This is a genomic window from Bacillus paramobilis, assembly GCF_038096195.1.
In the GTDB taxonomy this organism is placed as follows: domain Bacteria; phylum Bacillota; class Bacilli; order Bacillales; family Bacillaceae_G; genus Bacillus_A; species Bacillus_A mobilis.
The window spans coordinates 4,741,383-4,762,987 of sequence record NZ_CP151108.1; the positions used below are offsets into that span (position 1 = coordinate 4,741,383).

The 21,605-nt window shown below is 39.1% G+C and carries 13 protein-coding genes, 16 tRNA genes and 3 rRNA genes; 1 reads left to right on the forward strand and 31 read right to left on the reverse strand.

All coding sequences use genetic code 11. From position 1 onward, the window contains the following. Positions 1-43: 43 nt before the first annotated feature. The 13 genes from yhbH to AABL52_RS24315 form a co-directional block, all read right to left on the reverse strand. Positions 44-1,219: a sporulation protein YhbH gene (gene yhbH / locus AABL52_RS24255; RefSeq protein ID WP_097844064.1), complete on the reverse strand. Its 1,176-nt coding sequence runs from the start codon at positions 1,217-1,219 to the stop codon at positions 44-46. 445 nt (positions 1,220-1,664) lie between these two features. Next, positions 1,665-3,560 (reverse strand): PrkA family serine protein kinase, encoded by a 1,896-nt coding sequence (locus tag AABL52_RS24260; RefSeq protein ID WP_000353278.1) that lies wholly within the window; start codon positions 3,558-3,560, stop codon positions 1,665-1,667. A gap of 393 nt (positions 3,561-3,953) precedes the next feature. Next, positions 3,954-6,023: a sensor domain-containing protein gene (locus AABL52_RS24265; RefSeq protein WP_341518598.1), complete on the reverse strand. Its 2,070-nt coding sequence runs from the start codon at positions 6,021-6,023 to the stop codon at positions 3,954-3,956. A gap of 128 nt (positions 6,024-6,151) precedes the next feature. After that, positions 6,152-6,640 (reverse strand): tRNA (uridine(34)/cytosine(34)/5-carboxymethylaminomethyluridine(34)-2'-O)-methyltransferase TrmL, encoded by a 489-nt coding sequence (trmL, locus tag AABL52_RS24270; protein WP_000538149.1) that lies wholly within the window; start codon positions 6,638-6,640, stop codon positions 6,152-6,154. Between the two features lie 58 nt (positions 6,641-6,698). Beyond that, positions 6,699-7,586, reverse strand: a complete 888-nt coding sequence (locus AABL52_RS24275; RefSeq protein WP_000260544.1) for an amidase domain-containing protein — start codon at positions 7,584-7,586, stop codon at positions 6,699-6,701. A gap of 44 nt (positions 7,587-7,630) precedes the next feature. Next, on the reverse strand, positions 7,631-8,773 hold the full coding sequence (gene queG / locus AABL52_RS24280) for a tRNA epoxyqueuosine(34) reductase QueG (RefSeq protein ID WP_000345210.1): 1,143 nt from the start codon (positions 8,771-8,773) through the stop codon (positions 7,631-7,633). Between the two features lie 159 nt (positions 8,774-8,932). Next, positions 8,933-10,090, reverse strand: a complete 1,158-nt coding sequence (locus tag AABL52_RS24285; protein WP_341518599.1) for an RNA-guided endonuclease InsQ/TnpB family protein — start codon at positions 10,088-10,090, stop codon at positions 8,933-8,935. Beyond that, the gene (locus AABL52_RS24290) at positions 10,087-10,350 is read right to left on the reverse strand and encodes a MerR family transcriptional regulator (protein ID WP_341518600.1); all 264 of its coding nucleotides are present in this window, start codon (positions 10,348-10,350) and stop codon (positions 10,087-10,089) included. Before AABL52_RS24290 ends, AABL52_RS24285 begins: the two co-directional genes overlap by 4 nt. A gap of 234 nt (positions 10,351-10,584) precedes the next feature. Then, positions 10,585-10,658, reverse strand: a tRNA-Gly gene (locus tag AABL52_RS24295). Positions 10,659-10,772: 114 nt separating this feature from the next. Then, a complete protein-coding gene (locus AABL52_RS24300; RefSeq protein WP_000841315.1) occupies positions 10,773-11,423 on the reverse strand; it encodes a DsbA family protein in 651 nt (216 codons plus the stop codon). Between the two features lie 187 nt (positions 11,424-11,610). Beyond that, positions 11,611-12,387, reverse strand: a complete 777-nt coding sequence (locus AABL52_RS24305; protein ID WP_341518601.1) for a transglycosylase domain-containing protein — start codon at positions 12,385-12,387, stop codon at positions 11,611-11,613. A 482-nt stretch (positions 12,388-12,869) separates the two neighbouring features. Next, positions 12,870-13,331 carry an NUDIX hydrolase gene (locus AABL52_RS24310; protein ID WP_341518602.1) on the reverse strand — a complete coding sequence of 154 codons (462 nt, stop codon included), beginning with the start codon at positions 13,329-13,331 and terminating at the stop codon, positions 12,870-12,872. A 149-nt stretch (positions 13,332-13,480) separates the two neighbouring features. Next, positions 13,481-14,200 carry a YebC/PmpR family DNA-binding transcriptional regulator gene (locus AABL52_RS24315; RefSeq protein ID WP_000532956.1) on the reverse strand — a complete coding sequence of 240 codons (720 nt, stop codon included), beginning with the start codon at positions 14,198-14,200 and terminating at the stop codon, positions 13,481-13,483. A 351-nt stretch (positions 14,201-14,551) separates the two neighbouring features. Here AABL52_RS24315 and AABL52_RS24320 point away from each other — a divergent pair, with 351 nt between their 5' ends. After that, on the forward strand, positions 14,552-14,872 hold the full coding sequence (locus AABL52_RS24320) for a DUF3884 family protein (protein ID WP_341518603.1): 321 nt from the start codon (positions 14,552-14,554) through the stop codon (positions 14,870-14,872). Between the two features lie 175 nt (positions 14,873-15,047). On the opposite strand, the gene AABL52_RS24325 is transcribed toward AABL52_RS24320, so the two are convergent. The 18 genes from AABL52_RS24325 to AABL52_RS24410 all read right to left on the reverse strand — a co-directional run bounded on the left by AABL52_RS24325 (position 15,048) and on the right by AABL52_RS24410 (position 21,257). After that, positions 15,048-15,129: transfer RNA gene (locus AABL52_RS24325), tRNA-Leu, on the reverse strand. Positions 15,130-15,139: 10 nt separating this feature from the next. Further along, positions 15,140-15,210: transfer RNA gene (locus AABL52_RS24330), tRNA-Cys, on the reverse strand. Positions 15,211-15,224: 14 nt separating this feature from the next. Then, positions 15,225-15,299 (reverse strand) — tRNA-Gly (locus AABL52_RS24335). 5 nt (positions 15,300-15,304) lie between these two features. Then, a tRNA-Gln gene (locus AABL52_RS24340) sits at positions 15,305-15,379 on the reverse strand. A 63-nt stretch (positions 15,380-15,442) separates the two neighbouring features. Next, positions 15,443-15,518: transfer RNA gene (locus tag AABL52_RS24345), tRNA-His, on the reverse strand. 19 nt (positions 15,519-15,537) lie between these two features. Beyond that, positions 15,538-15,611: transfer RNA gene (locus AABL52_RS24350), tRNA-Trp, on the reverse strand. Positions 15,612-15,618: 7 nt separating this feature from the next. Next, positions 15,619-15,702, reverse strand: a tRNA-Tyr gene (locus AABL52_RS24355). 10 nt (positions 15,703-15,712) lie between these two features. Next, positions 15,713-15,788: transfer RNA gene (locus AABL52_RS24360), tRNA-Thr, on the reverse strand. An 18-nt stretch (positions 15,789-15,806) separates the two neighbouring features. After that, positions 15,807-15,882: transfer RNA gene (locus AABL52_RS24365), tRNA-Phe, on the reverse strand. A gap of 9 nt (positions 15,883-15,891) precedes the next feature. Then, positions 15,892-15,967 (reverse strand) — tRNA-Asp (locus AABL52_RS24370). Between the two features lie 3 nt (positions 15,968-15,970). Then, positions 15,971-16,047: transfer RNA gene (locus AABL52_RS24375), tRNA-Met, on the reverse strand. 24 nt (positions 16,048-16,071) lie between these two features. Next, positions 16,072-16,147 (reverse strand) — tRNA-Val (locus AABL52_RS24380). A 4-nt stretch (positions 16,148-16,151) separates the two neighbouring features. After that, a tRNA-Glu gene (locus AABL52_RS24385) sits at positions 16,152-16,226 on the reverse strand. A gap of 17 nt (positions 16,227-16,243) precedes the next feature. After that, positions 16,244-16,335, reverse strand: a tRNA-Ser gene (locus tag AABL52_RS24390). A 2-nt stretch (positions 16,336-16,337) separates the two neighbouring features. Then, positions 16,338-16,412, reverse strand: a tRNA-Asn gene (locus tag AABL52_RS24395). Positions 16,413-16,420: 8 nt separating this feature from the next. Further along, a 5S ribosomal RNA gene (gene rrf / locus AABL52_RS24400) occupies positions 16,421-16,536 on the reverse strand. A 101-nt stretch (positions 16,537-16,637) separates the two neighbouring features. Then, positions 16,638-19,559: ribosomal RNA gene (locus AABL52_RS24405) — 23S ribosomal RNA — on the reverse strand. A gap of 146 nt (positions 19,560-19,705) precedes the next feature. Further along, positions 19,706-21,257: ribosomal RNA gene (locus AABL52_RS24410) — 16S ribosomal RNA — on the reverse strand. Together the 16S, 23S and 5S rRNA genes with 15 tRNA genes alongside form the textbook arrangement of a ribosomal RNA operon. Positions 21,258-21,605: the final 348 nt, after the last annotated feature.

Below are 21,605 nucleotides of genomic sequence, written 5' to 3' on the forward strand. Positions count from 1 at the left end.
AAAAATAAAAAGTTCACAAAAAAATAACCCCTTTTTTAAGGGGTTATGCCATTTTCTCTCCTGATTCTTCTCTAAAGAAGCTCTTCATCGCGTGGAATACATCTGCTTTTTGCTTTAAAATATAATATCTGAAATTCTCATCTTTAATATTTTTATAGGCTGACATAAGGGTACTGTGGCGGTTGTACTGGTTCACTTCCCCATACCCAAACATGTTACACTTCTTCATCAACTCTTCGACAAGCTTTACACATCTAGCGTTATCTGATGTTAAATTATCACCGTCTGAAAAATGGAATGGATAAATATTATAGCGGTCTGGTGAGTATTTATTATCAATTAGCTCGAGTGCTTTTTTGTATACAGAAGAACAGATTGTTCCGCCACTTTCTCCTTTTGAGAAAAACTCTTCCTCTGTAACGACTTTTGCCTCCGTATGATGGGCAATAAACTCAATATCTACTGTTTCATACTTCGTTCGTAGAAATCTTGTCATCCAGAAAAAGAAGCTACGTGCCATATACTTCTCCCATATTCCCATCGATCCACTTGTATCCATCATCGCTAATACAACAGCTTTTGAATCTGGCTTTAATACTTCATTCCAAGTACGGAACTTTAAATCTTCTTGGTGAATTGGGTGGAAGGATGCTTTACCACTCATTGCATTTCGTTTATATGCGGATATCATCGTTCGTTTCTTATCAATATTTCCCCATAATCCAGTTTTTCTAATATCATTAAATTCAACATGTTCAATCCGGTTTTCATCCAGTTCTTTTCTCTTTAAATTAGGCAGCTCTAACTCTTTGAAAAATGCTTGCTCTAATTCTAGAATAGAGACTTCAGCTTCATAATAATCTTCTCCAGCCGCATCTCCTGCTCCTTGCCCTTTTCCTGGTCCTTTTTGCTTTTGCCCACCTGATCCATCTCTCGCAACGACATCACCAACTTTGCTGTCACCATTTCCTTGCCCAACGTGTTTGTTTTTATCATAATTGTATCTAATCTTATACTCATCTAGAGAACGAATTGGTATTTTTACAACATCCTTGCCATTAGACATAACTATACTTTCTTCTGTTACAAGATCGGGTAAATTATTCTTAATTGCCTCTTGTACTTTTTCTTGATGGCGTTGTTGGTCGTCATATCCTTTGCGATGGAGGGACCAGTTTTCCTGTGAAATCGTATAATTTGGTTGGTTTTCTTCACCCATTTCTTTCCCTCCTTACTGTAATTGTCTTCCTATATGAACAGCAAGCTAGAAATTTTGTTTTATACTGTGCAAGCTAGAATGAAAGGTAACTGCCCATCGAAATTCATCCCATAAACATATATAACGTTTTTCATATAATACCCCGAGCATTCTAAACAAAATTTTGCCACTCACATACTAGAAAGAACATTCAGCCGTTGATAAGAAAGAAACACAATGCATAGTTGCACACATTTACACTTTGCAACATATTGTATTGTGTTGGCTTTTTTCGTATGAATGGTTGGTTACTCTATCATATGCATATTGTAAAAATAATTGACAATAAATTCATGAAATTGCATCTTAATTTATTATATTTGGACAAGGTATGACACTTTACACATATGAATGGATAATAAAACGCTGTCCCGCAAAATACAAGAGACAGCGTTTTGTTATCAAACTATCGGTTTAGCAGGCTACCTACATAGCGTAATAATTCATTCGCAGATGAAGAATTATAGCCGTGCTCATCAATTAAGCGGGCAACAACATCATTGATTTTCTTAAGCTGATTTTCGTCTGGCGTTTTCGTTGATGTTGTAATTTTCACTATATCTTTTAAATCAGCAAATAGTTTTTTCTGAATCGCTTCGCGAAGACGCTCATGTGAATTATAATCAAAGCGTTTTCCTTTACGCGCATAAGCAGAAATGCGAATTAAAATTTCTTCACGGAATGCTTTCTTAGCATTTTCTGAAATTCCAATTTGCTCCTCAATTGAACGCATTAACTTTTCATCTGGACTCATTTCTTCGCCTGTTAATGGATCACGTAATTTCGATTTATTGCAATATGCTTCAACGTTATCTAAGTAATTATCCATAAGTGTCTTCGCTGATTCTTCATATGAATACACGAATGCTTTTTGTACTTCTTTCTTCGCAATTTCATCATATTCTTTTCTCGCTAATGAGATGAAATTCATATAACGCTCTCGATCTTCATTACTAATTGACGGATGCTGATCCAACCCGTCTTTTAGAGATCTAAGTACATCTAATGCGTTAATAGATGGTACCTCTTTTCGAATAATTGTAGAAGAAATTCGGTTAATAACATAACGAGGATCAATACCTTTCATACCTTCATCTTGATATTCACGTTGCAGCTCCTCTACATCAATCGCATTATAACCCTCTACCGTTTCTCCATCATATAAACGCATCTTTTTAATTAAATCAATATCCGGACGCTTCGGATCTTTTAAACGAGTTAAAATCGTAAACATTGCTGCAACGCGAAGTGTGTGCGGTGCAATATGCACATTGGATACATCACTTTCACGAATCATTTTTTCATAAATATGTTCCTCTTCACTCACTCGTAAATTGTATGGAACTGGCATTACAATAATTCTTGAGTGTAATGCTTCATTTTTCTTGTTTGCTATGAAAGAACGATACTCCGTTTCATTCGTATGCGCTACAATTAATTCATCTGCTGAAATAAGCGCAAATCTTCCCGCTTTGAAATTCCCTTCTTGCGTAAGCGATAATAAATGCCATAAAAACTTCTCGTCGCATTTTAACATCTCTTGGAATTCCATCATCCCACGGTTTGCCTTATTCAATTCTCCATCGAAGCGATACGCTCTTGGATCTGATTCTGAACCGTATTCTGCGATTGTTGAAAAGTCCAGACTACCTGTTAAATCGGCGATATCTTGTGATTTAGGATCAGACGGGCTAAATGTACCAATCCCTGTACGGCGATCTTCCGAGAAGAAAATACGCTCTACAACTACATCCTCAATTCTTGAACCATATTCTTGCTCTAGGCGCATAACGTTTAGTGGTGATAAATTCCCTTCAATTCTAACCCCATACTCATCAAAGAAATCATCCCGTAAATGATGCGGAATTAAATGAAGTGGATCTTCATGCATTGGGCATCCTTTAATTGCAAAAATTGCTCCTCGATCTGTTCGTGAATATTTTTCTAATCCTCGTTTCAACATCGTAACTAATGTTGATTTCCCTCCACTAACAGGACCCATTAATAATAAAATACGTTTTCTAACATCTAATCGTTTTGCAGATGGATGAAAATATTCCTCTACAAGACGTTCTAAAGCATCCTCTAATCCAAATAGCTGATTACTAAAGAAATTATACTTTCTTCTACCATCTACTTCTTCAATTCCAGCATCTTTTATCATATTGTAAATGCGAGAGTGTGCTGTTTGAGCCACCCATGGTCTTTCCTTCACAAGCTCTAAATACTCCGCAAACGTACCTTCCCATTGTAAGCGTTCTTCTGCTTCTCGATGCTGTTCAATTTTTTTTAGAATATCCATTATAGCTCCTCCCCCATCTCCTTGTTCAATCGGATTATTATAAAAGGTATGCTAGGATGTCCTCAAACATTCTTTAAATCAAAATGAAATATACAGTAGTGCTATAAAATTCTCTCCAAAATTCAAAGAAAATTCTGTATAATATAGGTATTAAAGTTTTTACACCGCTATTCATTTTAAATAAATTCTTTTCTTCCAAGAACCTTACATACATTTCGATTCATATTTAAGATTCGTAAACTGAAAAAATAGGAGGGATATTAGTATGAAATTATTATTAATTTTAGGTGTATCACTCACATTTCTTACAGCTATTTTTACATCTGGTTACAATGATAAACCTGGTACAAATAAAAAGTGATGTGCTTCTAAGCACATCACTTTTTTTATCCATCATTTATAATACACATTTTCCACATCATCTTTTGGTAAAGGTCGACTATAATAATAACCTTGTACAAACTTCACATTCTTTTCCTTCAAAAATTGTATTTGTTCTGCTTTTTCTACTCCTTCTGCAATTACATTCAATTCCAAAGTATGAGCTAAATGAATAATCGCAGCCGTAATATTCGTGTCACGTTCATCTACATGTATACCTTCCATAAAAGAACGATCGATTTTCAAAGTATCAATTGGATACGTTTTTAAATAACTTAAAGATGAATATCCCGTCCCAAAATCATCTAAATGAATCTTTAAATTTTGTTCTTTTAATTGTAGCAATACTCTTTTCGATATGTCTTTATGTATAAGGGCTCCTTCTGTAACCTCAATCGCTAATAGATGAGCTGGTACATTATACTTATGTAACGCTCGTGTAATCATCTCTATTAGTGTAATAGAGCGAAAGTGCCTGGCTGAAATATTAACTGCAATCGGGACCACTTCATACCCTTTATTTAACCATTCACGTATTTGCCGACACACTTCATTTACTACCCATTCATCAAGCTTAATAATAAATCCTGTTCTTTCTGCTAACGGAATAAATTGATTGGGAGAGACAAATCCTAATTCTTTATTTTCCCATCTTATTAAAGCTTCCATACTAGCTATTTTTTTCGTTTCAATATTCATTTGTGGCTGATAATATAAGAAGAATTCATTTTTTTCTATAGCACGATGTAATTGGTTTTCTATTATAAATCTTTGTTCTCGCTCACAATCTAATCCACTACAATAAAAATAATAATGCCCTTTTCCTTTTTCTTTTGCTTTTTCCAAAGCAGCATCAACTCTTTGGAATAATATTTTTTCATCCTCTCCATCTGTTGGAGCCATTACAATTCCGATTGACGCACTTAAATACACGTCCTCTTCTTCGATTACAAAATGTTCACTAATCTTTTTTAATATGCTTTTTGCAACTACCTCTACACATTCTTTCGTTATATTTTCTATTAACATAACAAATTGATCATCGTGTTCTCTAAATAAGTGCATACCGCCTATTTGGATACTGCTTAAACATTCTGTCACTTTTTGTAATACTTTATCTCCTTCTTTATGACCAAAGGTATCATTAATAAGATGAAATTCATCTAAATCTATAAAGATAAACGCAAAATCTATCTTCTCATTTAAAAAAACATTTAACTTATTTGTACATGAAATTCTATTCATTAATCCTGTTAACTGGTCATAATAAGCTAAATATTCTGTTCTCATCTCATTTAATACTTGCCTTGTAACATCCCTCGTAACAATATATATCCCAACAATTTCACCGTTCACAATAATTGGAATAGTTCTCAAAGAAATATAGAGCTCGTACCCTTCTTTATGAACATATTTCTTTGAAACAATTTGCTTCGCTTTTCCTTGCATGGATCCTTTAAAGATAATTTGAAAATCTTTTTCATATTCTTTATTAATAAATTCAAAAATAAATTTATTGTTTAATTCTTCATATCGATATCCGAATATTTCATACGTTGCTGGATTGGCATATGTAATTCTACCTATAGAATCTATAGATATAATAGAGTCATTATTATATTCTAGTAATGACTTAAATAACATTTGTTTTTCCTCTATTTCAATCTTCTCCTCAATTTGAGCTGTAATATCCCTCGTAATACAAATAATAAACTGACATACTCCTTCTTCATCAAATACAGGATTAAGTGAAGATTCATAATGTGAATTACCAGTTGGTAAACCAACTACATCACAAAAGGTATGTGCTTTCGCTTCGCTCGCTACTTTTGCATATTGTACTTGCAATATTTCCGCCGTATCTTCTGGTAATACTTCAGCAAACGTTTTTCCATAACATTCTTCGCTCAGCTTCGCATAATCCATACCTATCTTATTTACATAAATATATTTAAAGGTTTCCTCATCAATAACTTTCACAATAAATACTAAGTCCTGAATAGCATGTAATAATCCTCTTCTTATTAAATCCATATCTATCATACTTAAAAAGGTATTTTGATTATTATATTGTTCCTTCATATTTATCTCAACCCGTCTAATCTATTTTTATTCATATATCCCCATTCTATATGAATATGTACCCTTTTTTAAATGTATGATTACATATTATTTTTATTTTTATAAAAAAAGTCGCCATATGGCGACTTTTAATAAACAATTTCTAAATCTAATCCTGGATAATTTTGTTGACGGAATGCTTCATAAATTAAAATAGCTGCTGTATTAGATAAATTTAATGAGCGCACTTTATCAGTCATTGGAATACGTAAACAATGATCGAAATTTTCTTCGATTACATTAGCTGGTAAGCCGTTTGTTTCTCTTCCAAATACAAAATAGTAATCCTTCTCACGTTTGCTATAATCAAACGCTGTATGAGCTTTCTCGCCATACTTTGTTAAATAGAAGAATTCACCGTCTTTATTTTTCTCATAAAATTCTTCAATTGAATCATAATACGTAACTTTCACGTGCTGCCAATAATCTAATCCTGCACGCTTTAACATTTTATCATCCGTTGAAAATCCAAGCGGTCTAATCAAATGTAATTCTGTTCCAGTTGCTGCACAAGTACGAGCAATATTCCCTGTATTTGCTGGAATTTCTGGTTGATATAAAACAACATGTACTCCCACGCGATATTCACCTCTGTTTTTTGTCTACTACGTATTATACCACTTGAGCGAAAAATCTCTACCCATTAATAATGTGAAAGAATTTATATTTCATTTGTGGTGTATATTTACTAGAATCTTCATAGTTCCAATAACGCCGACGGCTATTCGCTGAATGTGCATTTACAAGTGGCATACCATCTGCGTCTTTTGCTACTACAATCGTCGTATGATTCCACCTACCATCATCCTCGAAATCATAAGCGATGACATCACCAAGAATAAGATCCTCTGGCCTTTCTACCGCTTCTGCTCGAAGCCCTGTTGTAGCGCCTGACAAATACCAATAAAAAGAGTGTGCAACAGCCCAGCTCCAACTCCACTGATTCTCCCTTTGCCACCATCCTTTACGAATATTAGGATATCCATTCATTGGTACTTCTCCAGTATGAAGACATTGAGAAATAAAATTCGTACAATTATCAGGGAAATTACGATATACAGGGTTTCGATCATCCCACCAACGCTCTGCATATTTAACTGCCTCTAAACGGTTATACTGATAAGAACCATACTTCTCTTTTATAACTTCTCTTTCTAACGTCTCATTCATTCCAGCTGCTTCTGGCACTTCAATAGCATAATCACCTATTACCCGGCTCTTATTTAAACAAACTCTTCGTTTTAGTTGTTCCTCTTCGATATAAAATAATTCTTTATGCTTAATTAAATATTTAAAATGTATTTGATAATCAATTTCTTGATGATTGCTATTATTTAATTGTCTCATGAAAGAAACGTCCGCAGTTGCTTTCACTATATGTGCATTACGCTTTTGAAACAATTGTTTCTTTCTCTGTGCTATTTGGAATAAATCTTCAGCAATACCATCTACATTTGTTCGTTTTTCTGTTATATATGCTAAAAATTGTTGTACTTGCTTTTCAATATTTATTTTTACAACCATTTTGTCTCCCTCCCATATTACAATATGAAAAAGGGAGATATTATCTACTCTTTTTTCTGCGCTAATAATTCAAGCCCGCGATTCATTTCATGAAGAACCTCTTCATCTTTCTCGCGTTGCATCGCTTTTTCAATGGCTTCACCCACGGCATCTCCACCAATTTTCCCAAGTGCCCATGCTGCTGTTCCCCGAAGTACTGGTCTTGGATCATCTTTCATAACACCGATTAAATCAGGAATTGCTGATGCTTCTTTAAAATGCGCAAGTGCCAAAATCGCATTTCGTTGCAACGGCTTTTTACCTCTCCATGATCCAGACATAATTCCATATTTCTCTTTAAAATCACGATTACTAATTGTTAAAAGTGGTGTTAATAGCGGCTTAACTAACTCAGGATCTGGTTCCATCTCAGGGTGGTTATGAAAATCCATTCCTTTATTTTTCGGACAAACAGTCTGACATGTATCACATCCATATATACGGTTTCCTATTTTGTCGCGATATTCTTCCGGTAGGAATCCTTTCGTCTGTGTTAAAAATGCAATACATTTCTTCGAGTCTAACTGTCCTCCTTGTATTAAAGCACCTGTAGGACAAATATCAATACATTTTGTACAGCTTCCACATTGATCTTCTATTGGTTGATCTGGTGGGAATGGAACGTTTGTAATCATTTCTCCTAAATATACATACGAACCAAATTCAGGTGTAATAATAGCGCAATTCTTACCGCTCCACCCAATACCGGCACGCTCCGAAACAGCTCGATCACTTAATTCACCCGTATCAACCATTGACTTAACTTCTATATCGGGAAGTTTTTCGATTAAATATGCTTCTAATTTTTGCAAACGATCTCGTAAAACAAGATGATAATCTTGTCCCCAAGAAGCACGACAAAAAATCCCGCGGCGTTCTCCACGCTTACTTAATGGTGCATTTTTTAACTTTGAAGGATATGCTAATGCAATCGCAATAATCGATTTTGCGCCAGGTAATAGAAGCTGCGGGTTCGTTCGCTTTTCTATATCAGGCTCTTCAAATCCAGATTGATAATTTAATTGTTGCTGCTGGATTAAGCGCTGCTTTAATTCCTCAAATGGTGAAGCACTAGCAAAGCCTATTTTATCTATACCAATTGTTTTACTATACGCAATTACATCTTGCTTTAATTGTTCAAAATCCATTCCTAATCGCCTGCTACTAAAAATATAGACAAATGTATATTCTTAGAGTATTCCTGCTTCTACGTGCCCTGCCTCGCTAATCACTTGCTACTACAGTTTGCTGTGACACTCCACAGGCGTAAATTCCGATGTAGCCCACCGTACATATATACAATCTATTTACGTTAGTATTGTATATTTTTTTGCTTGTAAAAGGTTGATCGCTGCGTTCAAATCTCTATCCATTACATTGCCACATTCACATGTATATACTCGGTCAGATAGCTTTAAATCCGCTTTCTTTTGACTGCAACATGAGCATAACTTTGACGATGGATAAAACCGGTCTACTTGACGTAATTCAATTCCATATTCCTCACATTTCGTCAAAAGCCACGTTTTAAAAGCAAAAAAAGACTGCTTGGCAATTGTTTTAGATAAATGTTTATTCTTCATCATACCTTTCACATTCAAATCTTCCACTGTAATAAACGTTGGCTTGGTTTTCACCACATTCGTTACAATAGACTTTACATACTCTATTCGAATATTCGCTAATCGAGCATGCAACTTTTGCACTCTAAGAACATTTTTATCTATATTCACTCTTTTATTAGTAACAGATTTTTCACCTCTCTTTTTTAGATTTTCAAATTTACGTGCTAAAGAGCGTTGTTCACGTTTTAACCGTTTTTCTATCTTTTTTACTTTCATTGTTTTGTTGATGTTTTCATGAACGATCCCATCGCTACGTGTAGCAAAATCCTTCACTCCTAAATCAATCCCTAGACCTATTTTATTGAGTGCTAACTTTGTTGCCATTTCTTCCAATTCGCAAAGTACAGATACAAAATATCTTCCTGCTCTTTGATATACTGTGCCACTTTTTACAGTTGCATTTTTAGGGATATATCCATATTCTTTTAACCTTACCCAACCAATTGTAGGGACTTTTACTCTATGTCTTTCTACTGTCCAATCTGTTTTGTTGTTTTTCGGAAAGTAGCACTTCACATCTTGCTTCTTCTTTTTTTTATATCGTGGAAACTTAGATAAACCTTTAAAAAACCGCTTAAAAGCTTTATCTCCATTCATAATCGCTTGTTTTACCGCTTTGCTCGACACTTCTTTAATCCACTGGTCACACTCTTTTGTATGAATATTGTTTAGCCATTTGGAAAAGTCATAGCCACTAAGAAATTTCCCCTCCGACTCATATGCCTCTTTATTTTTAGAGATATACAGGTTATATACATATCGACACACCCCAATAGTTTGACGGATTTTACTAACTTGTTCAGTTGTCGGTTTGATTTCTATTAAATATGCTCTTTTCATAAGTCTCCACCCTCCGACATTTTCTTTTTGTATTTTCTCAACCCATATATTCTACAGCTAAATACATGAATGATAGATATTAAATCCTGAACAAGTTCTTCTTGAATCCCCATATATTCCTTATACTGTTCTTCTGTATAGTATCTTCTTCCTTTTGGGTTTCGGTAAGCAGGTAAAACACCTTGATTGTCCCACCTTTGTAATGTCTTAACAGAGACATTAAGCATTTCTGAAAATTCTTTTGGTTTATATTGTTTCATAATTACTTTTTACTATATACGCACATTTTTGTTTACTGTTTCTTTCTCCTCAGATGAATTCACCCTTTATGTAACGTCTATATTAGTTAGCAATTCACTTTTGGAATACTATTCTCTACTTCTATTTTCGCATACAATTACGTTTTTCAAACATTAAAAAACGCAATGCCTCGTTTATCTTAGAAACGAAACACTGCGTTGATCACAATTTATAGAAAAACATTTAATAAAATTTGGAGCGGGTGAAGAGAATCGAACTCTCGACCAGAGCTTGGAAGGCTCTTGTTTTACCACTAAACTACACCCGCAAATATGAAATAAATATAAGATATTAGAATAACTTATGTAAAGTAGTATAGCATGTAAAAAAAACGGAAGCAAGAATTTTATCGAAAAAAGTCGAAAAAGTGATGAGTAGCTCATCACTTTTTCAATTCTTTATCAATCGCCTTCTTCATACTATCGAAATCAGGGTTTGCAAGATTTCCGTTTATGTATACTGAAGGAGCACCTTGAACTTTTAATTTTTGAGCACGATCTGAATCTTTACGTACTTTTTCTTTTATTTCTTTACTGTGTAAATCCTTCTTAAATTGTTCTACATTAACTTTCGGAAGCTTCTCTTTCACAATGTTAAGAAGTAATTCTTCTGTAATCCACTCTTCCGTGTCTTTCTTTTGACTTTGATAAATCTCATCATAGAAAGTCCAGAATGAATCTTTATCTTGTTTATAAATTGCTTCACCAGCTGCTGCGCCTAAATCAGAGTCTTTTCCGATAAACGGGAAGTTAATAAAATATAACTGCACTTTACCTTTATCGATATACTCTTCTTTTAATCGTGGTAATACTGTTACATCCCAAGTACGACACGCAGGACATTTGAAGTCTCCAAATTCAACTACCTTAACTGGTGCATCATCTTTCCCTAAAGATTGTTGTGTGGAATAAGCAAACATCTCATTCCCTTTATCTTTTTTGTCATTTATGATGCTATAAGCAATCGTTCCGATTACAATCAATACTGCGATAGAAAAAACTATACCAAGAGCCATGAGTTTATTTGATTTCATATACATTCCTCTTTAAATTCATATTCTGTATACAGCATTGTACACAATACACATAATATCAACACTTATATACGTCACGCAATGAACACGCTCACATAAATTACAAAAATACAATAATTGTGACGATATTGTGTCACAATTTGTCACAATTTATTCAAAAAAAGAAGCTCCTATGTAGGAACTTCCTTTAGCTTACTGCTTTTTCACGCGCGTTATTTAACATCGACTGCTCTGTTTTGATATCATGACGAATTACTAACTTCTCACTAACTGCTTGCACATACTCATCATGATTGATATAGCCTTCTTTCTCCATCAATCTCAAAACGACATTTCGTCTCTCTACGGCCTTATCATAATTTTGTGCAGGTGAGTAATAAGCAGGTGCCTTTACTACAGCAGCCATCATTGCACTTTCAGCCAGCGTTAATTGGCTTACTTTTTTACCAAAGTAAAGGTTTGCCGCTTTTTCAATTCCCCATGCTCCTTCTCCGTAATAAATATTACTTACATACAATTTTAAAATTTCATCCTTCGTAAATGTGCGTTCAATTTTTTTCGTATAAAAAATCTCTTTCCACTTACGAGAAAATGTACGTTCATTTGTTAAAAAAGCATTTTTGGATAACTGCTGTGTAATTGTGCTTCCACCTTGCACAACACCACCAGCCTTTATATTCTCAACAGACGCTCTGACAATCGCTATATAATCTAAACCGTTATGATGATAAAACCTTTTATCTTCTGTCGCAATAAATGCATGTGTTAATGATTCTGGCACCTCTAACTTAGCCGGTACATGTAATTTACTAATATCACTTTGCTCGATCATTACATTTCCAACGAATAATAACGTACAACTTAACAATAATAATAAAATAATGGCTTTATAAAGGAATTTAGTCATTGGATTTAATGCAACTTTTTGATGATAGTTCACCCTAGATAATACTCGTTCTTTCATCTTGAACACCTCTTTTCCACACAGCATATAACTCATACTTTAAGAATACCTTGTTGCAAAAAAACATCCCATCGATTTCTCTTACACGTACCTTACATCATTGTAAGGTATAAAGTGAAACCTTAATCAGCCCTCACCAATCGGGCTGTCCGGCAAATAGCGGGGTAAAAAAGTATTGTATCACAGTCTTTTTTTATCTACTATTCATCTGAAATATTGAATATATATTATGCTAAACCAATAACAGAGTATACCTTAAGCCTATACTTCTCTATTAAAACATCCTATTTTCATTATATCATCTACAAATATATATATTTGTAAGTATCTAGTAATCTAAATGTATACAATATATCATACATTATACAGAACAAACGTTCTCAAAATCAATACTAGCACTATTATTATTTTGACCTTTTTCTTAAACAGTATACAAAAAAGAGTAGTGATTTGATTGTATCTCAAACCTGCTACCCTTTTCTTTACAATCTACCTATTAAATTATAAGGCTGCACTTCCCACGTTTCGTACGGAATAAAATGTGTTGCTCTCATCGCATCAAGCGTTCTGGATTTCATATGAGGACGAGTTATATACTCATCTATGTTCTCTTCATTTAAAGCAACAAATTTAGCCTCTTGTATTTCTTCAGGCTGAATTTGTATTTCACCGCTCACATATGCGACTTTAAAAACAACAGATAAAATATGCATAGAAGCATTATAGTAAACACCTGTAACTCCAAGCGGCTTCACAGTTAAACCTGTTTCCTCAAACATTTCCCTGCAAACTGCTTGATCGAGCGCTTCTCCTTCTTCCACCTGTCCTCCTGGCAACTCCCACGTATCCGCTCGCCAATGTACTTTAGCTAATAACACTTCACCTGTTTCATTTGTTAAATAACCTGCTACAGCAACGATATGCTTTGGTGTTTTATGTTCCATATTAAGCCTCCTAGCAATAATGAATATTTCATATATCCCTATAAGCATATTCCCTGTCTACAACAAAATCCCTTTACTCATTCATCATCTTAATTAACTTCATAAAAAAAGCCCCCTATCCGTTAAACGAACAGGGGGCTTCTATCGTATTATTCTCCTAAGTCTACGTTGTGGTAAACTTGTTGCACATCTTCTAGGTCTTCTAATGCATCAACCATTTTTTCAAATTGTACTTGAGCATCTTCAGGAAGTTCTACATCACTTTGTGCAAGCATTGTTAATTCTGCAACTGTGAATTCTTCAACACCAGCATCTTTAAGTGCAGATTGTACAGAATGGAATTGATCCGGTTCAGCATACACGATAACAGCATCTTCTTCTTCAAGAATGTCACGTGCATCTACATCTGCTTCCATTAAAATTTCAAGAACTTCATCTGATGTTTTACCTTCAAGACCGATAACAGCTGTCGCATCAAACATGTAAGCTACAGAACCGTTTACACCCATGTTACCACTGTTTTTGCTAAATGCAGCTCGTACATCTGCTGCAGTACGGTTTACGTTATTTGTAAGTGTATCTACAATTACCATAGATCCATTTGGCCCGAATCCTTCATAACGAAGCTCGTCATAATTTTCTTCTGAACCGCCTTTTGCTTTTTCAACTGCACGATCAATAATTGTTCTTGGCACATTGTATGTTTTCGCACGTTCTAATACGACTCTAAGCGCTTGGTTTGATTCTGGATCTGGCTCACCTTGTTTTGCTGCCACATAAATTTCACGTCCAAATTTCGCGTATATACGGCTTGTATTTGCATCTTTTGATGCCTTTTTATCTTTAATATTATTCCATTTACGACCCATACTTTCCACTCTCTTTCCCGTTTTAAATCTACATAAAAATATTAATATGAAATATAATGTGTATTCAACACATTTTTAAAAGAAATATAAAAAGTTCATTTTTGATTCATATTACAGACATAATATAAATCACTATCATTTTGTTCTATCGACAAGTTATATTATACATGAATTCCTACGTTTATTACGAATTTTAGAAGCACATAGTATAATTTAACAAAAAAGGTTCTAACATTTCTGTTAGAGTCTTTTTATATCGCCGATACTATTTTCCATAATATTCCTACATTTCCTTCCTATTGTTGTATAATAAAAATAGGAAAAAATTTGAAGTGGAAATGAGGGAGAATTATGACACATTCAAATGAGAAAAAGGCACATGGTCTTAAAGGAATTGGAGAGAAATTAAACCCAACTATCTATCAAGTAAGATTCATGAAATTAGATGAACCCATTCAATTTGAGTCGTTTCCTGAATTAAAGGAATTAGGAGACTGGTTAAGTACTTCAACGCACATGTGGGCGTGCCACTCAACTATGTATAAGTACAACAGAGAAGAGTTTAAAAAGAAGTTTTTAGAAATTACAAAATTAACAGCTGATAATGTGCTAATATCTACTGGTGGTGTCGGATTTAACTTCATGTCACCAGGCTGGAGAAGTTCTCTCTAGAGTGCTTGAAGAGAATATTGTATAGAATACCGGAATTAAAAGGATAAAAATGAATGTTTGTTTTTATCCTTTTAATGTTTCTTAGTTTACTCACCGCACACTTTTTGTCACACCAATAAAACACAAAAAATCTCTATACAATTAGTATAGAGATTTTTTATTACGCCGTTCATGATACCGATGGTCGGGGTCGAACCGACACTCCCGAAGGAACACGATTTTGAGTCGTGCGCGTCTGCCAATTCCGCCACATCGGCACAAAAGAAAAGGCGGCAACCGGATTTGAACCGGTGATAAAGGTTTTGCAGACCTCTGCCTTACCACTTGGCTATGCCGCCATATTAAATTATATTGGAGCGGAAGACGGGATTCGAACCCGCGACCCCAACCTTGGCAAGGTTGTATTCTACCACTGAACTACTTCCGCAAAAATGGCTGGGCTAGCTGGATTCGAACCAGCGCATGACGGAGTCAAAGTCCGTTGCCTTACCGCTTGGCTATAGCCCACCGAATTCTTACTTAATTATATGTAAGTATCCATTAGATTATTTGTAATTTTTAAAATAAAAATGGGGCGACTGATGGGAATCGAACCCACGAATGCCGGAGCCACAATCCGGTGCGTTAACCACTTCGCCACAACCGCCATGTTGTGTAAATATATTTGGCAGGGGCAGTAGGAATCGAACCCACACTGGAGGTTTTGGAGACCTCAGTTCTACCTTTAAACTATGCCCCTATGTAAATGGTGGAGGGGGGCAGATTCGAACTGCCGAACCCAAAGGAGCGGATTTACAGTCCGCCGCGTTTAGCCACTTCGCTACCCCTCCGAAACTTACATGGTGCCGGCTAGAGGACTTGAACCCCCAACCTACTGATTACAAGTCAGTTGCTCTACCAATTGAGCTAAGCCGGCATATTTTATTAAGATAAATGGTGGCTCGGGACGGAATCGAACCGCCGACACGAGGATTTTCAGTCCTCTGCTCTACCGACTGAGCTACCGAGCCTTATTAAAATGGCGGTCCCGACCGGGGTCGAACCGGCGATCTCCTGCGTGACAGGCAGGCATGTTAACCACTACACCACGGGACCATTTGGTTGCGGGGACAGGATTTGAACCTGCGACCTTCGGGTTATGAGCCCGACGAGCTACCGTGCTGCTCCACCCCGCGATGATACTACTTATATAATTTATATGGTGGAGGATGACGGGATCGAACCGCCGACCCCCTGCTTGTAAGGCAGGTGCTCTCCCAGCTGAGCTAATCCTCCAAAGTGGTGACCCGTACGGGATTCGAACCCGTGTTACCGCCGTGAAAGGGCGGTGTCTTAACCACTTGACCAACGGGCCAAATATTATAAATCCTATGGCGGAGAGCAAGGGATTCGAACCCTTGATACGCTTGTGACGTATACACGATTTCCAATCGTGCTCCTTCGGCCAGCTCGGACAGCTCTCCAATGGCTCCGCAGGTAGGAATCGAACCTACGACCGATCGGTTAACAGCCGATAGCTCTACCGCTGAGCTACTGCGGAATAATATTGCCTGGCAACGTCCTACTCTCACAGGGACAAGGTCCCAACTACCATCGGCGCTAGAGAGCTTAACTTCCGTGTTCGGTATGGGAACGGGTGTGACCTCTCTGCCATCATTACCAGACATTATTCTTTTGAGACAATCATTATTATAACTTATTCACTCTAAAAGTCAACAAGTTTTTTATGTTCTCTCAAAACTAGATAACATTTGCTTCATATTATATGGTTAAGTCCTCGATCTATTAGTATTCGTCAGCTCCACATGTCACCACGCTTCCACCTCGAACCTATCAACCTGATCATCTTTCAGGGATCTTACTAGCTTACGCTATGGGAAATCTCATCTTGAGGGGGGCTTCATGCTTAGATGCTTTCAGCACTTATCCCTTCCGCACATAGCTACCCAGCTATGCCCTTGGCAGAACAACTGGTACACCAGCGGTGCGTCCATCCCGGTCCTCTCGTACTAAGGACAGCTCCTCTCAAATTTCCTACGCCCACGACGGATAGGGACCGAACTGTCTCACGACGTTCTGAACCCAGCTCGCGTACCGCTTTAATGGGCGAACAGCCCAACCCTTGGGACCGACTACAGCCCCAGGATGCGATGAGCCGACATCGAGGTGCCAAACCTCCCCGTCGATGTGGACTCTTGGGGGAGATAAGCCTGTTATCCCCGGGGTAGCTTTTATCCGTTGAGCGATGGCCCTTCCATGCGGAACCACCGGATCACTAAGCCCGACTTTCGTCCCTGCTCGACTTGTAGGTCTCGCAGTCAAGCTCCCTTATGCCTTTGCACTCTACGAATGATTTCCAACCATTCTGAGGGAACCTTTGGGCGCCTCCGTTACACTTTAGGAGGCGACCGCCCCAGTCAAACTGCCCACCTGACACTGTCTCCCGGGTCGATAAGACCCGTAGGTTAGAATTTCAATACAGTCAGGGCGGTATCCCACCAGCGCCTCCACCGAAGCTAGCGCTCCGGTTTCAATGGCTCCCGCCTATCCTGTACAAACTGTACCAAAATTCAATATCAGGCTACAGTAAAGCTCCACGGGGTCTTTCCGTCCTGTCGCGGGTAACCTGCATCTTCACAGGTACTATAATTTCACCGAGTCTCTGGTTGAGACAGTGCCCAAATCGTTACACCTTTCGTGCGGGTCGGAACTTACCCGACAAGGAATTTCGCTACCTTAGGACCGTTATAGTTACGGCCGCCGTTTACTGGGGCTTCAGTTCAGAGCTTCGCTTACGCTAACCCCTCTCCTTAACCTTCCAGCACCGGGCAGGTGTCACCCCCTATACTTCGCCTTACGGCTTCGCAGAGAGCTGTGTTTTTGCTAAACAGTCGCTTGGGCCTATTCACTGCGGCTTTCCGTTAAGAAAGCACCCCTTCTCCCGAAGTTACGGGGTCATTTTGCCGAGTTCCTTAACCAGAGTTCTCTCGCACACCTTAGGATTCTCTCCTCGCCTACCTGTGTCGGTTTGCGGTACAGGCACCTTTTATCTCGCTAGAAGCTTTTCTTGGCAGCGGGGAATCAAAGACTTCGCTCCATAAGGAGCTTCCCCATCACAGCTCAGCCTTCACGATAAGCGGATTTGCCTACTTATCAGCCTAACTGCTTGGACGTGCACAACCAATCGCACGCTTCTTCTATCCTTCTGCGTCCCTCCATTGCTCAAACGATAAAGAGGTGGTACAGGAATATCAACCTGTTGTCCATCGCCTACGCCTGTCGGCCTCGGCTTAGGTCCTGACTAACCCTGAGCGGACGAGCCTTCCTCAGGAAACCTTAGGCATTCGGTGGACGGGATTCTCACCCGTCTTTCGCTACTCATACCGGCATTCTCACTTCTAAGCGCTCCACCAGTCCTTCCGGTCTGACTTCACTGCACTTAGAACGCTCCCCTACCACTGATACCATTGGTATCAATTCGCAGCTTCGGTGGTGTATTTAGCCCCGGTACATTTTCGGCGCAGAGTCACTCGACTAGTGAGCTATTACGCACTCTTTAAATGGTGGCTGCTTCTAAGCCAACATCCTAGTTGTCTAAGCAACTCCACATCCTTTTCCACTTAATACACACTTTGGGACCTTAGCTGGCGATCTGGGCTGTTTCCCTCTTGACTACGGATCTTATCACTCGCAGTCTGACTCCTAAGGATAAGTCATTGGCATTCGGAGTTTGACTGAATTCGGTAATCCGATGAGGACCCCTAGTTCAATCAGTGCTCTACCTCCAAGACTCTTACACTTAAGGCTAGCCCTAAAGCTATTTCGGGGAGAACCAGCTATCTCCAGGTTCGATTGGAATTTCTCCGCTACCCACACCTCATCCCCGCACTTTTCAACGTGCGTGGGTTCGGGCCTCCATTCAGTGTTACCTGAACTTCACCCTGGACATGGGTAGATCACCTGGTTTCGGGTCTACGACCACGTACTAAACGCCCTATTCAGACTCGCTTTCGCTGCGGCTCCGCCTCTTCAGCTTAACCTCGCACGGGATCGTAACTCGCCGGTTCATTCTACAAAAGGCACGCCATCACCCATTAACGGGCTCTGACTATTTGTAGGCACACGGTTTCAGGATCTCTTTCACTCCCCTTCCGGGGTGCTTTTCACCTTTCCCTCACGGTACTGGTTCACTATCGATCACTAGGGAGTATTTAGCCTTGGGAGATGGTCCTCCCAGATTCCGACGGAATTTCACGTGTTCCGCCGTACTCAGGATACATTCAAGAGAGAACGAAGTTTCGACTACGGGGTTGTTACCCTCTACGACGGACCTTTCCAGGTCGCTTCGTCTACCTCGTTCCTTTGTAACTCCGTATAGAATGTCCTACAACCCCAAGAGGCAAGCCTCTTGGTTTGGGCTATGTTCCGTTTCGCTCGCCGCTACTCAGGAAATCGCATTTGCTTTCTCTTCCTCCAGGTACTTAGATGTTTCAGTTCCCTGGGTCTGTCTTCCTTACCCTATGTATTCAGGTAAGGATACCATACCATTACGTATGGTGGGTTTCCCCATTCGGAAATCTTCGGATCAAAGCTTACTTACAGCTCCCCGAAGCATATCGGCGTTAGTCCCGTCCTTCATCGACTCCTAGTGTCAAGGCATCCACCGTGCGCCCTTTCTAACTTAACCAAACTAAAATTAAAAAAATATGAGCTACACTGTTATCTAGTTTTCAAAGAACATACATTTATATATGAGAGATAGTTCTCTCAAAACTGAACAAAACGAAACACGGAAACTTATATTGATGAACAGCGTTCATCAATTCTCCATAGAAAGGAGGTGATCCAGCCGCACCTTCCGATACGGCTACCTTGTTACGACTTCACCCCAATCATCTGTCCCACCTTAGGCGGCTGGCTCCATAAAGGTTACCCCACCGACTTCGGGTGTTACAAACTCTCGTGGTGTGACGGGCGGTGTGTACAAGGCCCGGGAACGTATTCACCGCGGCATGCTGATCCGCGATTACTAGCGATTCCAGCTTCATGTAGGCGAGTTGCAGCCTACAATCCGAACTGAGAACGGTTTTATGAGATTAGCTCCACCTCGCGGTCTTGCAGCTCTTTGTACCGTCCATTGTAGCACGTGTGTAGCCCAGGTCATAAGGGGCATGATGATTTGACGTCATCCCCACCTTCCTCCGGTTTGTCACCGGCAGTCACCTTAGAGTGCCCAACTTAATGATGGCAACTAAGATCAAGGGTTGCGCTCGTTGCGGGACTTAACCCAACATCTCACGACACGAGCTGACGACAACCATGCACCACCTGTCACTCTGCTCCCGAAGGAGAAGCCCTATCTCTAGGGTTTTCAGAGGATGTCAAGACCTGGTAAGGTTCTTCGCGTTGCTTCGAATTAAACCACATGCTCCACCGCTTGTGCGGGCCCCCGTCAATTCCTTTGAGTTTCAGCCTTGCGGCCGTACTCCCCAGGCGGAGTGCTTAATGCGTTAACTTCAGCACTAAAGGGCGGAAACCCTCTAACACTTAGCACTCATCGTTTACGGCGTGGACTACCAGGGTATCTAATCCTGTTTGCTCCCCACGCTTTCGCGCCTCAGTGTCAGTTACAGACCAGAAAGTCGCCTTCGCCACTGGTGTTCCTCCATATCTCTACGCATTTCACCGCTACACATGGAATTCCACTTTCCTCTTCTGCACTCAAGTCTCCCAGTTTCCAATGACCCTCCACGGTTGAGCCGTGGGCTTTCACATCAGACTTAAGAAACCACCTGCGCGCGCTTTACGCCCAATAATTCCGGATAACGCTTGCCACCTACGTATTACCGCGGCTGCTGGCACGTAGTTAGCCGTGGCTTTCTGGTTAGGTACCGTCAAGGTGCCAGCTTATTCAACTAGCACTTGTTCTTCCCTAACAACAGAGTTTTACGACCCGAAAGCCTTCATCACTCACGCGGCGTTGCTCCGTCAGACTTTCGTCCATTGCGGAAGATTCCCTACTGCTGCCTCCCGTAGGAGTCTGGGCCGTGTCTCAGTCCCAGTGTGGCCGATCACCCTCTCAGGTCGGCTACGCATCGTTGCCTTGGTGAGCCGTTACCTCACCAACTAGCTAATGCGACGCGGGTCCATCCATAAGTGACAGCCGAAGCCGCCTTTCAATTTCGAACCATGCAGTTCAAAATGTTATCCGGTATTAGCCCCGGTTTCCCGGAGTTATCCCAGTCTTATGGGCAGGTTACCCACGTGTTACTCACCCGTCCGCCGCTAACTTCTTGAGAGCAAGCTCTCAATCCATTCGCTCGACTTGCATGTATTAGGCACGCCGCCAGCGTTCATCCTGAGCCAGGATCAAACTCTCCAATAAAGTTAGTTTGTCTAGCATCTAAAAATAAAAATTGACGTTTCACGTTGTTTGTTTCGTTCAGTTTTCAAAGAACTACTTGGTCGCTCATTTGCGACTTCCTTATGTTAACATCTTCGTTTTTCGATGTCAACTAGGTTTTTTAATTTCTTTTTTGTCGTTTTCTGCGTTTCCGCATCAGCGACGGTTATTAATATATCATGCAGTACATACAGGGTCAATACTTTTTATAAAAAAATTTCACATCCCGTTAAAATCTTAAAACCATGTTCCAAAAACCATTATACCCTCCCTTCATTCTTCATCATACTCCATATCTCCTATCTTATCGGTTTATCACATTTACGAACG